Annotated in this window: 14 protein-coding genes and 2 tRNA genes; 6 read left to right on the top strand and 10 right to left on the bottom strand. The window is 72.3% G+C overall.

Annotated features, from left to right (window positions below; all coding sequences use genetic code 11):
• The first annotated feature begins 22 nt into the window (after positions 1–22).
• From DEJ22_RS06585 to DEJ22_RS06565, 5 genes are all read left to right on the top strand, one after another.
• Positions 23–1,225: a PucR family transcriptional regulator gene (locus DEJ22_RS06585; RefSeq protein WP_181430641.1), complete on the top strand. Its 1,203-nt coding sequence runs from the start codon at positions 23–25 to the stop codon at positions 1,223–1,225.
• Positions 1,226–1,468: 243 nt separating this feature from the next.
• Positions 1,469–2,410, top strand: coding sequence for an ACP S-malonyltransferase (locus DEJ22_RS06580; protein ID WP_111225869.1), 942 nt, complete (start codon positions 1,469–1,471; stop codon positions 2,408–2,410).
• Positions 2,407–3,462 (top strand): beta-ketoacyl-ACP synthase III, encoded by a 1,056-nt coding sequence (locus DEJ22_RS06575; protein ID WP_258379504.1) that lies wholly within the window; start codon positions 2,407–2,409, stop codon positions 3,460–3,462. The genes DEJ22_RS06580 and DEJ22_RS06575 overlap by 4 nt, the downstream gene beginning before the upstream one ends.
• A gap of 83 nt (positions 3,463–3,545) precedes the next feature.
• A complete protein-coding gene (locus DEJ22_RS06570; protein ID WP_022903951.1) occupies positions 3,546–3,794 on the top strand; it encodes an acyl carrier protein in 249 nt (82 codons plus the stop codon).
• A gap of 113 nt (positions 3,795–3,907) precedes the next feature.
• On the top strand, positions 3,908–5,152 hold the full coding sequence (locus tag DEJ22_RS06565) for a beta-ketoacyl-[acyl-carrier-protein] synthase family protein (protein WP_111225868.1): 1,245 nt from the start codon (positions 3,908–3,910) through the stop codon (positions 5,150–5,152).
• A 336-nt stretch (positions 5,153–5,488) separates the two neighbouring features.
• Here the strand turns inward: DEJ22_RS06565 and DEJ22_RS06560 are convergent, their stop codons facing one another.
• The 6 genes from DEJ22_RS06560 to DEJ22_RS06535 all read right to left on the bottom strand — a co-directional run bounded on the left by DEJ22_RS06560 (position 5,489) and on the right by DEJ22_RS06535 (position 10,513).
• Positions 5,489–5,968: a DUF3145 domain-containing protein gene (locus tag DEJ22_RS06560; protein ID WP_111225867.1), complete on the bottom strand. Its 480-nt coding sequence runs from the start codon at positions 5,966–5,968 to the stop codon at positions 5,489–5,491.
• Between the two features lie 178 nt (positions 5,969–6,146).
• Positions 6,147–6,965 (bottom strand): DUF1684 domain-containing protein, encoded by an 819-nt coding sequence (locus DEJ22_RS06555; RefSeq protein ID WP_111225866.1) that lies wholly within the window; start codon positions 6,963–6,965, stop codon positions 6,147–6,149.
• Positions 6,962–8,032, bottom strand: a complete 1,071-nt coding sequence (locus DEJ22_RS06550; protein WP_111225865.1) for an AI-2E family transporter — start codon at positions 8,030–8,032, stop codon at positions 6,962–6,964. Before DEJ22_RS06550 ends, DEJ22_RS06555 begins: the two co-directional genes overlap by 4 nt.
• A gap of 157 nt (positions 8,033–8,189) precedes the next feature.
• Positions 8,190–8,263, bottom strand: a tRNA-Ile gene (locus DEJ22_RS06545).
• Positions 8,264–8,276: 13 nt separating this feature from the next.
• Positions 8,277–9,488: a glycosyltransferase gene (locus DEJ22_RS06540; protein ID WP_111225864.1), complete on the bottom strand. Its 1,212-nt coding sequence runs from the start codon at positions 9,486–9,488 to the stop codon at positions 8,277–8,279.
• 113 nt (positions 9,489–9,601) lie between these two features.
• Positions 9,602–10,513 (bottom strand): DMT family transporter, encoded by a 912-nt coding sequence (locus DEJ22_RS06535; protein ID WP_181430640.1) that lies wholly within the window; start codon positions 10,511–10,513, stop codon positions 9,602–9,604.
• A 39-nt stretch (positions 10,514–10,552) separates the two neighbouring features.
• Here DEJ22_RS06535 and def point away from each other — a divergent pair, with 39 nt between their 5' ends.
• A complete protein-coding gene (def, locus tag DEJ22_RS06530) occupies positions 10,553–11,128 on the top strand; it encodes a peptide deformylase (protein ID WP_111225863.1) in 576 nt (191 codons plus the stop codon).
• 51 nt (positions 11,129–11,179) lie between these two features.
• Here def and DEJ22_RS06525 read toward each other — a convergent pair whose 3' ends face one another.
• The 4 genes from DEJ22_RS06525 to DEJ22_RS06510 all read right to left on the bottom strand — a co-directional run bounded on the left by DEJ22_RS06525 (position 11,180) and on the right by DEJ22_RS06510 (position 13,986).
• Positions 11,180–11,713: a hypothetical protein gene (locus DEJ22_RS06525; protein WP_111225862.1), complete on the bottom strand. Its 534-nt coding sequence runs from the start codon at positions 11,711–11,713 to the stop codon at positions 11,180–11,182.
• Between the two features lie 133 nt (positions 11,714–11,846).
• Positions 11,847–11,919, bottom strand: a tRNA-Asn gene (locus DEJ22_RS06520).
• 124 nt (positions 11,920–12,043) lie between these two features.
• Complete coding sequence (locus DEJ22_RS06515) at positions 12,044–13,057, bottom strand: D-isomer specific 2-hydroxyacid dehydrogenase family protein (protein ID WP_111225861.1); 1,014 nt, start codon at positions 13,055–13,057, stop codon at positions 12,044–12,046.
• The gene (locus DEJ22_RS06510) at positions 13,054–13,986 is read right to left on the bottom strand and encodes an ATP-binding cassette domain-containing protein (RefSeq protein WP_111225860.1); all 933 of its coding nucleotides are present in this window, start codon (positions 13,984–13,986) and stop codon (positions 13,054–13,056) included. The genes DEJ22_RS06515 and DEJ22_RS06510 overlap by 4 nt, the downstream gene beginning before the upstream one ends.
• Positions 13,987–14,093 lie beyond the last annotated feature (107 nt).

Genomic DNA, 14,093 nt, shown 5'->3' with positions numbered 1-14,093 from the left:
CACACCCCGCACCGTCCCTGCCGTGGGCCGGGAGAACGACCGCGAACGCGCGCTCTCCTGGCTCCGGCAGGTGTCGGGCGAACTCTCCACCGCCACGATCAAGCGGCTCGAGGACACCCTCCCCTGGTACAGCGAGATGCCGCCGGGGCGCCGCTCCGCGGTGGGCCTCGTGGCTCAGGCGGGCATCACCTCGTTCATCTCCTGGCTCGAGGGCACCGCATCGACCCCGTGGATCGCGGCGGCCGACGTCTTCGGCTCCGCACCGCGTGAACTCCTCCGCTCGGTGAGCCTGCAGCAGACCCTGCAGCTCATCCGGGTCGTCGTGACCGTCGTCGAGGAGCGCGCGAAGGACGACGAGATGCTCCAGGAGGCGATCCTCAAGTACTCGCGGGACATCGCCTTCGCCGCTGCCGACGTCTACGCCCGCGCCGCCGAGGCCCGCGGGCTCTGGGACGCCCGGCTCGAAGCGCTCGTCGTCGACTCGATCCTGTCGGGTGAGTACGACGACGAGCTGCCCTCCCGCATCGCGGCCCTCGGCTGGCACGGCCACGGCGAGGTCGCGGTCCTGGTCGGCAACGCGCCGAAGCAACTCGAGGTCGACCAGATCCGCCGGACCGCCCGACACATGGACGCCGACGTGCTCATCGGGGTCCAGGGCTCCCGGCTCGTGGTCGTCATCGGGCGCGCCACCCCGCGCGACGACGTGCCCGAGGGCGAGGAACCCGTCTCCTTCACCGCCATCGCTCAAGCCCTCGAACCGTCCTTCGGCGAGGGTCACCTGGTGCTCGGCAACGAGGTCCCCGGGGTCGTCGACGCCTCGACCAGCGCGAAGGGCGCCCTCGCCGGGTTCGCCGTCGCACGGGCCTGGCGCGGTGCTCCCCGACCAGCCCTCGCCGACGACCTGCTGCCCGAACGGGCCCTGGCCGGCGATCCGCTCGCCCGCTCGGCCCTGGTGCAGCGCATCTACGTGCCGCTCAAGGACCAGTCCACCGAGCTGCTGCAGACGCTCTGGTGCTACCTCGACACCGGACGGTCCCTCGAAGCGACGGCACGGGAGCTCTTCGTGCACCCGAACACGGTCCGCTACCGCCTCCGCCGGGTCGCCGACGTCATCGGTTGGGACGCCACGCACGCGCGCGACGCCCTGATCGTGCAGTCCGCACTCATCCTCGGCGCGATGTCGGAGTCGTCGGCCGGGCGTCGCCGCCTGCCGCACCGCCGCTGACCCCGTCGCGCCGCGCGCCGTCGTTGCGCCCGGCGCGCGTCGAACCACGGAAGCGACATCGAACCAGCCCCGCGCCCTGGTTCGATGTCGCTTCCGTGGTTCCACCCGCGGTGCCCCGCCCTGCCGTGCCGTCGCCGACGCCCGTGCCGCACTCCACGACCGGTGGAACCGCACAACGTCCTCGCCGTATCTGTGTGGGATGTCCACACGGGTCCGGCGCGGCACGGCCGGGAGGATTGACCGGTGATCGTCGTCGTCGCGCCCGGACAGGGCTCCCAGACCCCCGGCTTCCTCGCCCCCTGGCTCGAGGACGCCGCAGTCCGTGACCGCGTCGGAGCGTGGTCCGAGGCCATCGGCGTCGACCTGGTCCGGCACGGCACGGAGTCCGATGCGGATACCATCCGCGACACCGCCCTCGCGCAGCCGCTCATCGTCGCCGCGGGCCTCGTGACCGCGGACGCCCTGCTCGCCGACGGCCGACGCGCCCTCGTCGGCGGCGTGGCCGGACACTCGGTCGGCGAGTTCACCGCGGCCGCGGTCGCGGGGATCCTCGAGCCGTCCGACGCCGTGACCCTCGTCGCCGAGCGCGGCCGGGCCATGGCCGACGCCGCGGCCCTCGAACCGACCTCGATGGCGGCCGTCCTCGGCGGTGACGCCGACGAGGTCGCTGCCGGCCTCGCGCAGCACGGCCTCGTGCCGGCCAACCACAACGGCGGCGGTCAGACCGTCGTCGCCGGTCCCGCGGACGGCATCGCCGCCCTCGCCGCGGAGCCGCCCGCCAAGGCCCGCGTCGTCCCGCTCGCCGTCGCCGGCGCCTTCCACACGCGCTTCATGGCGCCGGCCGTCGAGCGCGTCGCCCCGGTCGCCGCCGGTGCCGTCGTGCACGACCCGACGCTGCCGATCTGGACCAACGCCGACGGCTCCCGGGTCGACGACGGCCGTCGCTTCGTCGACCTCATGGTGCAGCAGATTGCGAACCCGGTGCACTGGGACGCCGTCATGGAGTCGTTCGGCGCCGCGGGCGTCACCGGCATCATCGAGCTCGCGCCGGCCGGCGCCCTCGTCGGCCTCGCCAAGCGCGGGCTCCGCGGGACGCCCACCGTCGCCATCAAGACCCCCGAGGACCTGCCCGCAGCGATCGACCTGCTGCAGCGCGCGGGCCAGGAAGCAGACGCAACCGCATGACCGACAGCTCCACACCGATCACCGCCGCCGACGGGACGGAGGCGACCCGCGCCTCCCGGCCGCTGCTGCAGCAGCGTCGCGGACACGAGTTCACCCGCATCCTGGCGTTCGGCGCCGCCCGCGGTGAGAACGTCGTGCCGAACGACGACCTCGTCGGCCCGATCGACTCGTCCGACGAGTGGATCCGCCAGCGCACCGGCATCGTCACGCGCAAGCGCGCCGGCGCCGACGTCGAGGCGGTCGACCTGGCCGAGACGGCCGCGCGCGAGGCGATCGAGAAGGCCGGCATCACCCCCGACCAGATCGGTGTGGTGCTCGTGAGCACGGTCACCCACACCGTCGCGACCCCCTCGATGGCGTCGCTGCTCGCCGAGCGCATCGGTGCGACGCCCGCGGCGGCGTACGACGTCAGCGCGGCCTGTGCCGGCTACGCGTACGGCATCGCCCAGGCGGACTCGTTCATCAAGTCCGGCCTCGCCGACCACGTCCTGGTGGTCGGCGCCGAGAAGCTCAGCGACGTCGTGGACCCGACCGACCGGTCGATCTCGTTCCTGCTCGGCGACGGCGCGGGTGCCGCGGTGGTCGGCCCGAGCGACTTCCCCGGCATCGCCCCGACGATCTGGGGCTCGGACGGCTCGAAGTGGGACGCGATCGGCATGACCGCGACCTACAACGAGTGGGCCGCCGGCGCTCCGCGCCCGACCATGCGCCAGGCCGGCCAGACGGTCTTCCGTTGGGCCGTGTGGGAGATGGTCAAGGTCGCCCGCGAAGCGCTCGAGACCGCCGGGGTCCACCCCGAGGACCTCGCCGCCTTCGTGCCGCACCAGGCGAACATCCGCATCATCGACGAGTTCGCCAAGCAGCTCGGCCTGCCCGACACCGTGACGATCGCCCGCGACATCACCACGACGGGCAACACCTCCGCCGCGAGCATCCCGCTCGCCACGCACCGCCTGCTCGAGGAGCACCCGGAGCTGTCGGGCGGCCTCGCCCTGCAGATCGGGTTCGGCGCCGGACTCGTGTTCGGCGCGCAGGTGGTCGTCCTCCCCTAGCCCCACGCGCCTCCGCGCGCGGGCAGTGCCCGTGCCCTAGGCTGTCCCACGGTCAAACGACACCCCCCTCAAGGAGAACACCCATGGCCCTGTCCAACGAAGAAGTCCTCGCCGGCCTGGCCGAGCTGATCAACGACGAGACCGGCATCGCGACCGACACCGTCGCCGCCGACAAGTCGTTCACCGACGACCTCGACATCGACTCGATCTCGATGATGACCATCGTCGTGAACGCCGAGGAGAAGTTCGACGTGAAGATCCCGGACGAAGAGGTCAAGAACCTCAAGACCGTGGGCGACGCCGTCGACTACATCGTCAAGGCCCAGGCCTGACGCGAGCTTCCTGAGCGCCGCGGCCGCGGACACACCGCGGTCCGCGGCGCTCGACTCGTTCACCACGGCGGCTCGTCCCGCCGACTCGTCCACACGAAAGAACACGTCGTTCCATGACCAAGAAGACCGTCGTCGTCACCGGGATCGGTGCGATCACACCCCTCGCCGCGACCGCCCCGGAGACGTGGGAAGCACTGCTCGCCGGCAAGTCGGGCATCACCCGGATCGAGGACGAGCGCTACTCGTCGCTCGAGATCCCCGTCGAGTTCGCCGGCCAGGCACGCCGCTTCCTCACCGACCAGCTCACCCGCCCGGAGACCAAGCGCCTCGACCCGTCGTCGCAGCTGTCGCTCGTCGCCGCGCGTGAGGCCTGGGCCGACGCCGGCATCGACCCCGAGACCGTCGTCCCCGAGCGACTCATCGTCGACTGGGCGACCGGCATCGGCGGCGTGAACACGCTCCTCGACGCCTGGGACACCCTGCGCGAGAAGGGCCCGCGTCGAGTCATGCCGATGACGGTGCCGATGCTCATGGCCAACGGCCCCGCCGCCGCGATCGAGATGGAGTTCGGCGCCCGCGGTGGCGCCCGCACCTACCTCTCCGCCTGCGCATCGTCCACCGAATCGCTGGCCGAGGCCTACCGTCACGTGGCCGACGGCGACGCCGACATCGTCATCACCGGTGGCGCCGAGGCCGCGCTGCACCCGCTGCCCCTCGCCGCGTTCGCCGCGATGCAGGCGCTCTCGCGACGCAACGACTCCCCCGAGACGGCGTCCCGTCCGTACGACGTCACCCGTGACGGCTTCGTGCTCGGTGACGGCGCCGCGGCGCTCATCCTCGAGTCCAAGGAGCACGCCGAGGCCCGCGGCGCGACGATCTACGCCGAGGTCGCCGGTGCCGGCATCACCTCGGACGCGTTCCACATCACCGCACCGGACCCCGAGGGCAGCGCCGCAGCCCGCGCGGTCATCACGGCGCTCGAGCACGCCGACGCCGCCCGCGAGGACGTCGTCCACGTCAACGCCCACGCGACCTCCACCCCGGTCGGCGACGTCGCCGAGTACCACGCCATGCGTCGCGTCTTCGGCGACCACCTCGACGACGTCGTCGTCTCGGCGACCAAGGCGTCGACCGGTCACCTGCTCGGTGGAGCCGGTGCGATCGAGGCCGCCTTCACGGTCATGGCGCTGCACCAGCGGGTCGCCCCGCCGACGATCAACCTGACCGAGCAGGACCCGGAGATCGTGATGGACGTCGCGACCGCGCCGCGCGAGCTGCCCGCGGGCGACCTGCTCGCGGTCAGCAATTCGTTCGGGTTCGGCGGGCACAACGCCGTGGTGGCGTTCCGTACGGCCTGACCCGTCGTCGCCGGCCCCGCATCGGCATGGAGGCCCGTCCTGCGTCCGCAGGGCGGGCCTCCGTCGTCCCCCCGGCCGGTCCACGTTCCCCGCGGCTCCCGCCCCACCTCCGCCTCGCCTCCGCCTCCGCCTCCGCCTCCGGTCGCACGACATGCCGCTCACCTTCGGCTCCGACGGCGTGTTCTGCGACCAGAACGTCCGCCGGCGGCACGTCGTGCGCCCTCAGGGGCAGCGGCAGGCGCCGCTCGTCACGCCCCGTGCACCAGCGGGACGACGGACGCCGCCGGCTCCGGAGGGAGCGGGCGGCGTCCGAGGTGTGCGGAGGGATCGAGCGGGTCAGCCGACGCGGTGGAGCCAGACAACCGGGTTGCCCTCGGCCGCGTGCCGGAAGGGCTCGAGCTCGTCGTCCCAGGCCTGTCCGAGTGCGAGTCGCAGTTCGCGGTGCAGTTCGAGGGCGTTGCTGCCGGCGACCTCCATCGCGTAGCGCACCCGGTCCTCGGGCACGACCATGTTCCCCGACACGTCCGTCTGCGCGAAGAAGACGCCGAGGTCGGGCGTGTGCATCCACCGGCCGCCGTCCGACACCGCCGTCGGCTCCTCGGTGACCTCGTACCGCAGGTGCTCCCACCCGCGCAGGGCAGAGGCGATGGCCGCGCCGGTGCCGACCTGCCCCGTCCAGGTGAACTCCGTGCGACGGGATCCGTCCAGCGCGGGCTGGTCGAGCCACGAGAAGTTCACGGCGCGGCTCATGGCGCGTCCGGCCGCCCATTCGACGTGCGGGCAGAGCGCGCGTGGTGAGGAGTGCACGTAGAGCACTCCTGTCGTCGTTCCGTTCACGATTCCTCCGCTTCGTCAGGTGCGACTTCCCCATCGACCTGTGGTGCGGAGTCCCGGTGCCGGAACCATCGATATCCGATTGTGATGTCCTCGCGGACACGCCCATTATGCATGCGCCCGGCTGCGAACGCCACACCCGGGCAGGACCGGATCCCGATCAGTGGAGGACGGCGCCGTCCGCGTCGACCGGGTGCCGCTCACCCGCGGTGATCGCGACCGGGAGTCGGTTCTCCTCCGGCGGTACGGGGCAGGCGAACTGGTAGGAGAACGCGCACGGCGGCAGCACGAGCCGCTCCCAGTCGAGGACGACGTCCGCTGGCCCGTCCGGCTCGTCGAGGTACAGGAAGCGCCCCATCGAGTACGAGCTGCCAGGAGCGTCCTCGGCGAGGGCACTCGTGGCGTCCTGGACGATGAGCTGCAGGCGGGATCTGCCGTGGAACGGCGCGGACCGGACCGCGGTCATCCGCACGGTCGTCCCGTCGACGGTCGTCTCGATCGTGCCCGCGACCGGCAGCGGATCGCCGGCGGCGTCGGTGAGGTGACCCGGGGCCTCCGGACCGGCCCACGGTTCGTACCGGCCGGCGGTGACCCACCCCTCCTGCCGCGGCGCGAAGCGGTCGATGCGAGCGAACCGGGCGATCGCGTCCGAGGCGGGGTCCCACACCCGCAGCGTGGTGCCCTGGACGGTGCCCGCTCGCCCGTCCGGGAAGCCGGCGACCGACGGGACGACGGCGGTGTCCCCGGCGACCAGGACCGTTCCGTCCACCGGGACGCCGTCCACCACGACCCCCTCGGCGGCGGCGGCCGTGACCGAGAGACCGCCCGTCGCGGGTGCCCACCGTCCGGGCACCGGCCAGACCGGCTGCGGACGGTCGACGACCTGCGCGGTGACCAGTGCGAGCGGCCCGCGAGCGCTGCGGGCCCAGGCGTCCCGGGCGGCGACGTGCTCCGCGAGGTCCGGCTCGGCGGTGGTCATGCCTGCTCCTGACGGGGGTAGATGACCTTCTGCACGATGATGATCACTGACGCTGCCGCGGGCACGGCGACGAGCGCACCGAGCACGCCGCCGATGGTGCCGCCGGCGACGGCGGCGATGACCACCAGCGCGCCCGGCACCTGGACGGCCCGCGACATGATGCGCGGGGAGATGATGTACGCCTCGACCTGCATGTAGACGAGGTAGTAGATCGCCGCCGCCAGTGCGGTCGCGGGCGAGGCGAACAGGCACAGCAGCGAGATGACCACGGCCGCTGCGAGGGTGCCGACGAGCGGGATGAGCGAGCCGAGGAACGCGAACGTCGCCAGGAGCACCGGCAGCGGTGCGCCGATGATGAGCAGGAACACCAGGCTGAGGATGCCGTTGATGAGCGCCTGGCTGATCTGCCCGACCACGTACCGGCCGACCGCCTGCGTGATCTGCTCGCTGACGTCGATGAAGTTCTCACGTCGCGATGCCGGCACGAACCGGTACGCCATCGACTTCAGGCCCCGCATCGACGCCAGGAAGTACAGCATCAGGATGATGACGATGACGGCGCCGGTGAGCCCGGACAGGATGCCGCTGCCGACCGCCAGGATCCCACCGCCGAGGCTGAGCAGGTTGCCCGGGTCCTCCACGAAGGACTGCAGGGACTCGAGCGAGTGGTTGATGTCGAACGAGCCGGCGAACTGACGCGACAGGTCCTGCACCCACTGCTGCTGCGAGATGTCCTGGACGATCTCGGGGAAGTTCTGGATGAGGTTCGTCGCCTGCTGGATGAGGATCGGGACGACCGCGAAGACCACGCCCGCGAAGGCCGACAGGACGCCGACGACGACGATGGTGATGGCGGCCCACCGCGGGATGAACCGCTCGAGGAAGGACACGAGCGGGTCGATGCCGAGCGCGAGGAACAGGGCGACGCCGATGTAGACCAGGACGGTGCTGAGCTGGTGGACGATCGACCCGGCGAGCAGCGCGATGAGCACGCCGAGCGCGCCCATGAACCCGATCCGGAAGGCGTTGACACGCACGCCGGTACCGGCCCGCGTCGTCTCGAACATGACGTTCGGCGTGGGGCCGTGGTCGTCGGGGGTGTCTCGTCGTCGGGGCAGGTGCACGGGCGGGCCAGCCTTTCTGGACTGCTTGAACCCGCTGGGTTCGGGGACTGCGGGCGGGCCCGGGTCTGGACTGCGTGAACCGCTGGGTTCTTCGGCTCGGTAGGGCGGGCGGGACTTGAACCCGCGATCGTTCGGTTATGAGCCGAGTGCCTTGACCAGCTTGGCTACCGCCCCTCGTCGGGGACCGTCAGGCCACCGGCTCCCCACGATACAGCGACTCGAAGGTGGCGAGCGTGCGGTTGATGTCGTGTGCCTCGATCATGGCCAGGCTGCGCTCCCGCATCGCCTGGTAGTCCTGGTCGGACGCCTGCAGGACCTGCGTCAGCTTGGCGGCGAGGTCGTGGACGTCGCCCGGGGTGAACAGGTACCCGTTGCCGTCGATGAGGTGCGGCAGCGCCATCGAGTCCGCGGCGACCACCGGCAGTCCGGACGCCATCGCCTCGAGCGACGAGATGCTCTGCAGCTCAGCGGTGGACGGCATCGCGAACACGGTGCCGTTCGTGAGCGCCGTGCGCTTGGCCTCGTCCGAGACGAACCCGGCGAAGCGCACGCGGTCGGTGAGTCCGAGCTCCTGCACGAGCGTCTGCAGCTTCGGGATCATCTCGCCGCCGCCGATGACGGTGAGCGTCGCGTGGAGCTCCGCCGGCAGCAGCGGCAGGGCACGCACGAGCACGTCGAGGTTCTTCTCGGGGGCGACACGACCGACGAAGACGATGTCGTTGCCGGCGGGGCGCCCGCTCCGGGCCGTGTACCGCGACGCATCGAGACCGCACGAGATCGCGAGGACCTGTTGCCCGGCGATGGCCTCGCGGAGGTAGTCGGCGGCCAGCACGGTCGGCGTCGTGATGGCATCGGCCAGCCGGTAGGTCTTCGCGGCGTCGTTCCAGGCGACCTTCAGCGCGATCGGCAGGGTCCGGCGCCCGAACGGCACGTACTCGAGCAGGTTCTCGGGCATGAAGTGGTTGGTACCGACGATGCGGATGCCGCGCTCGTGGGCCTCCTGGACGATGCCCCGCCCGATCACGATGTGCGACTGGATGTGGACCACGTCCGGCTGGACGGCGTCCAGGATCGGACCCGTCCACTTGCGGACGCTCCACGGCCACACGAAGCGGAGCCAGGCGTGCCACGGCCACTTGTACGACTTGAGCCGGTGCACGGTGAGGACGACGCCGCGGTGCTCCTCGTCGAACGTGCCGTGGTGGGAGCTCGACGCCGGAGCGACGACGTGGACCTCGTGCCCGCGCTCGGCCAGCCCGACGGCCAGTTGCTCGGCGAAGGTCGCCGCGCCGTTGACGTCCGGCGGGAAGGTGTCGGCAGCGATCATCACCCGCAAGGGCCGGGAGCCGCCCGTCGCGCCCGTCGGTCCGGCGGTGGCGGTGGTGGCGTCCTCTGACACGGCTGGCGTCGTCCTCTCGTGGGCGATTGCTGGTCGGGCCTCGACGGTACCGCACGGGTCCGAGCGCCCGCGTCAGCCTCGCGGAGGACGCCGAGAGCCGGCAGCGAGCGTGGCTAGCGCCGTGTCTCGGGGTGGTGCTTCGCGAGCAGGAACACCCCGGTGATCGCCACCACCGCCGCGACGACGAACCCGACCACGGCGATCCACGGCGCCCCGGCGGCCTCGCCGAGCACGATGACGCCGATGCCGACCGCCACGATCGGGTCGATCACGGTGAGTCCCGCGATCACCAGGTCGGCGGACCCGCTCGAGTAGGCGTTCTGCACGAAGTACCCGCCGAGCACCGCCGCCACGACGACGCCTGCGATCGCGATCGCGGTCAGCCAGTCGAACGTGCCGTGCAGGAAGCGGTTGAGCACCACCTTGGCCAGCGTCGCGACGAAGCCGTAGAGGACCCCCGCGCCGACGATGTAGTACAGCGCGCTCGCGCGCTTCGCCGCGAAGCGGAACGAGACGAGGACGACCACGAGCACCACGGCCAGGATCACCAGGATGGTGACGAGCTGCTCGTGGGTGATCGCGCTCTCGCGACCGACGAACGCCGCGATGGCGACGAAGATGCCGACGCCGATGATGCACGTCCACACCGCCCGTCGGGCCTGCTGCCCGAGCGGCACGCCGCTGGAGCGCGACGAGAACCACGTGGTGATGACGAGGGCGACCGCACCGAGCGGCTGGACGACGATGAGCGGGGCGTTCGTGATGCTGATGAGCTGCAGCACGACGGCGAGCCCGAGCATGAGGGTGCCGAGCACCCACCACCCGCTCGTCAGGAGCCCGACGACGTGCCGGACCGACAACCCCTTCGACTGCCGACCGAGTCGTGCCTCCACCCGCTGCACGCCGCGGCTCTGGTACTGGGCGCCGAGCGACAGGAAGACCGCACCGACCAGCGCGACGGGGATCATCAGGGCTTGGAACGGGGTCAGGTTGACCGCTTCCGGGATCGGGAGGTCGGTCGTCACGCGTCGAGGCTACCGGTCCGTGCCGGATAACCTGGGTGAATGGCCGTGCTCCCGATCCGCATCACCGGCGAACCCGTCCTGCACGAGCGTGCAGCAGCGGTCACCGCGTTCGACGACGACCTCCGCACCCTGGTGCAGGACATGTACGAGACGATGGACCTCGCTCCGGGCGTCGGTCTCGCCGGCCCGCAGGTCGGGGTCGGCAAGCGGCTCTTCGTGTACTCGTGGACCGATGACGACGAGGTCCTGCACCGCGGCGTCGCCGTGAACCCCGTGCTGTGGACCACCCCGCCCGTCCCGGAGTCCGTCGAGGACCTCGACGAGGACGAGGAGTCCGAGGGGTGCCTGTCGATCCCGGGCGAGCGCTTCCCGCTCCGCCGTGCCGAGGGCGTCCTGCTCCGGGCGGTCGACGAGCACGGCGAACCCTTCGAGGTCGAGGCCCACGGCTGGCTCGCCCGCATCTTCCAGCACGAGTACGACCACCTGGACGGCTACCTCTACGCCGACCGGCTCGGACACCCGTACGGCAAGCAGGTCGCCAAGGCGATCCGGAAGAGCAGCTGGGGCGGCCCGGGCAGGTCGTGGCTCCCCGGGCGCGACCACCCCGAGGGCTGATCGCCGGACCCTCACGCTCGCACACCCGGAGATCCGGCCGGGAGGCGCGGCTCAGGCCCGGTAGGCGGCCAGTGCCTCCTGCAGACGATCGCGGTCGGGGTGTCCGGGGCAGTACTCGACGAGGCCGGCTGCCAGGTACGCCTGCTCCGGCGTCGTGACGGCGCTGCGCCACGGCGACACCCCGCGCTCCGCGCAGGTCGCCGCGAGTTCCTCGAGCGTCGCGTGCCCGTCGGTCGCGCGCACAGCAGCACGCTGCTGCGAGGACATCGCCGCTCCGGTGATCCGCTCGGCCCGGCAGTCGGTCTGGTCCGCCTCCCACACGGCGGCGTACGTCGTGTACGTCTCGGCCGCCCCGTCGCCGTTCGTGATGTCCGGGCTCGCGGTGGTACCGGCCGCGCCGTCGTCCGCGGCAGCGCCGCACACGAAGGCGAAGACGATCGGAGCGCTCCCGGAGGCGGAGACCTCGGAACGGGCGCCGGTGTCCAGGGAGTCCTCCGGCTCGGGTTGGCCGGTGGTGCACGCGGTGAGCCCCACGGAACCGAGGACGACGAGCGCCGTGGCGAGGGCTCGGCGCACGGTGATCACCTGTGAACGCTAACAGCTTCTGCCCGGGCGGCGCCTGCGAGCCAGTCGGGACCCGGACCCCTCCGCTCACCGGAGCCGCGCACCAGCCCGTCGACGCGAGAAGGCCCCCACCGTGACGGTGAGGGCCTGTCTGCTCCCCGAGTTGGACTCGAACCAACAACCTGCCGGTTAACAGCCGGCTGCTCTGCCAATTGAGCTATCGAGGATCACTGTCCGCTGGCGAATCTCTCGCGAACAACGGGTAACAGCATAGCAGCACCCGGGCCCAGCTCCGCGCATCGGCGGCGCATCCCGGGCGCGCCGCCCGGCTGCGCCCCACGTCGGCGGCGCTCAGTAGCCGGCGACGGGGTCGACGACGCCGACGAAACCCGAACCCGAGCCGGTCAGGAACGCCGCGGTGTTCGCCCGCACCCGCTCGGCGAGCAGCGGCGCCACCATGTCCGGCGTGTCCGCCTGGTGCGGCGTGATGATCGCACCGGGCTCGTCCCACAGGGGGTGGCCGTCCGGCAGCGGCTCCGGGTCGGTGACGTCGAGTGCGGCGGCCGCGATGGTGCCGTCGCGGAGGGCGGTGACGAGCGCGTCGGTGTCCACCAGTCCCCCGCGGGCGATGTTCACCAGGCGCGCCGACGGCTTCATGAGGCTGAGTCGTCGGGCGTCGAACAGCTTCGCGGTGCCCGTGGTCATCGCCGCGGCGACCACGACGACGTCCGCGTCGGGCAGCACGTCGTCGAGCTCGTCGGTCGTCACGGTCCGGTCCGCCCCCGGCACCGCCTCGGACGAACGCCGCACCACCGTGACCGCGACCTCGAACGGCGCGACCAGCCGGATGTACTCGAGGGCGATGCCGCCGGCACCGACGACCAGCACGTTCCGTCCGTACAGCGACACACCCTCGGGCTCGGTGGCCCAGGACGTGGCGCGGGCGCGCTTCTGCAGCACCCGGAGCGTGGCGAGCGTCAGGGCGAGCGCGTGCTCGGCGACCGGCTCCGCGTACGCGCCCTTGGCCGACGTGAAGAGCACCCGGTCGCCGTGCTGCTCGATGAGGTGCGCGAAGGCGTCGACCCCGGCGAAGGGCAGCTGCACCCAGCCGACGGCCGGCGCCCGCCCGAGCGCGGTCTCGAGCCCGTCCGGGTCCCGGGCGTCGAGCCACACGATGCCCCGCGTGTCGTCGCCGAGGTCGCCGACCGTACCCCCGGCCTCGCGCACGGCGTCTGCGTGCAGCTCCGCCGCGGACGGCAGGATCGCGATCGGACCGGCCTCCGGCGGGTCGACGGGCAGCGGCGCTCCCGCGTCCGTGACGACGGCGCGGTGGCCGCGGGTACCGGCTGCGACGGTGGTGCTCATGCGTTCTCCTGACGGTCGGCGCGCGGTCCGGTCCCGGCGGCCACGGGACGGCGGGGTGCCGCGGACCGACGGGGCGCGGCCGGAGCTGCGGGGCGTCGCTTCACCGGTCGCGCGGCGGTCGCGGCGAGCGTCCGCACGTACGGGTCGACCGGGTTGTCGAGGACCTCGTCGAACGTGCCGAGGCCGACCAGGCGCCCCTCGGCCATGACGGCGACGCGGTCCGCGAGTGCCCGGGCCTCGCGCAGGTCGCTCGACACGACGACGGCGGAGAACCGACGCCCGACCTGCAGGGTCGCGAGCGCCTCGAGGACGGACTGGCGGACGAGGACGTCGACGCCGCGTGCCGGCTCGTCCGCGACGAGCAGCTGCGGTTCGAGGACGAGTGCCCGCGCCAGGGCGACGCGCTGCCGCTGCCCGCTCGACAGCTCCCACGTGTTGAGGCGCATCACGCCGAGCGGCAGGTGCACGGCGTCGACCAGGCGGGCGACGATGAGCCCGGCCTCCTTGCGGTCGAACCGGCGGTCGCGCACGTAGATCGGCTCGGCGATCGCCTCGCCCACGGTGAGGTCGGGGCTGAGCCGGTCCGCGGCGTCCTGCGGCAGGTAGCCGATGCGTCCGGTGAGCCGCTGCGCCCTGCGCGAGCTGGGACGGAGCCCACGGACCTTCTGCCCGAGCACGGTGAGCTCACCTCCGGCGATGTGCCGCCGGTGTGCCCCCTCGCCCTCGCCCGTGGCACCGAGCTGCCCGGCGACCGCGGCCGCGAAGGTGGACTTGCCGGACCCGGACTCACCGAGCAGCGCGAGGATCTCGCCCTGTCGGACGGTCAGACTGACGCCGTCCACCGCCCGGATCGGGGCCGCGCCGCGCACGCCCCGGTACTCGATGGACACGTCGTCTGCGACGACCGCCGGTCCGTTCACCGCGATCATGGGTCCCCTTCCACGTCGCGCACGGCGACGGTGTGCGACGGTCCGTGATCAGCGGGACCGTCGCGCGTACTGCGGTGGAGCCGGCGGACGGGAGGCGCGACTCGCGT

The organism is Curtobacterium sp. MCSS17_007 (assembly GCF_003234175.2).
Taxonomy (GTDB): domain Bacteria; phylum Actinomycetota; class Actinomycetes; order Actinomycetales; family Microbacteriaceae; genus Curtobacterium.
This window is presented reverse-complemented; position numbering and strand designations above follow the sequence as displayed.

Excerpts from the sequence above, each read along its gene's own strand:
- DEJ22_RS06575 (WP_258379504.1), top strand. The coding sequence starts at position 2,407 with ATGACCGACAGCTCCACACCGATCACCGCCGCCGACGGGACGGAGGCG.
- DEJ22_RS06570 (WP_022903951.1), top strand. The coding sequence starts at position 3,546 with ATGGCCCTGTCCAACGAAGAAGTCCTCGCCGGCCTGGCCGAGCTGATC.
- DEJ22_RS06565 (WP_111225868.1), top strand. The coding sequence starts at position 3,908 with ATGACCAAGAAGACCGTCGTCGTCACCGGGATCGGTGCGATCACACCC.
- DEJ22_RS06555 (WP_111225866.1), bottom strand. The coding sequence starts at position 6,965 with ATGACCACCGCCGAGCCGGACCTCGCGGAGCACGTCGCCGCCCGGGAC.
- DEJ22_RS06550 (WP_111225865.1), bottom strand. The coding sequence starts at position 8,032 with ATGTTCGAGACGACGCGGGCCGGTACCGGCGTGCGTGTCAACGCCTTC.
- def (WP_111225863.1), top strand. The coding sequence starts at position 10,553 with ATGGCCGTGCTCCCGATCCGCATCACCGGCGAACCCGTCCTGCACGAG.
- DEJ22_RS06515 (WP_111225861.1), bottom strand. The coding sequence starts at position 13,057 with ATGAGCACCACCGTCGCAGCCGGTACCCGCGGCCACCGCGCCGTCGTC.
- DEJ22_RS06510 (WP_111225860.1), bottom strand. The coding sequence starts at position 13,986 with ATGATCGCGGTGAACGGACCGGCGGTCGTCGCAGACGACGTGTCCATC.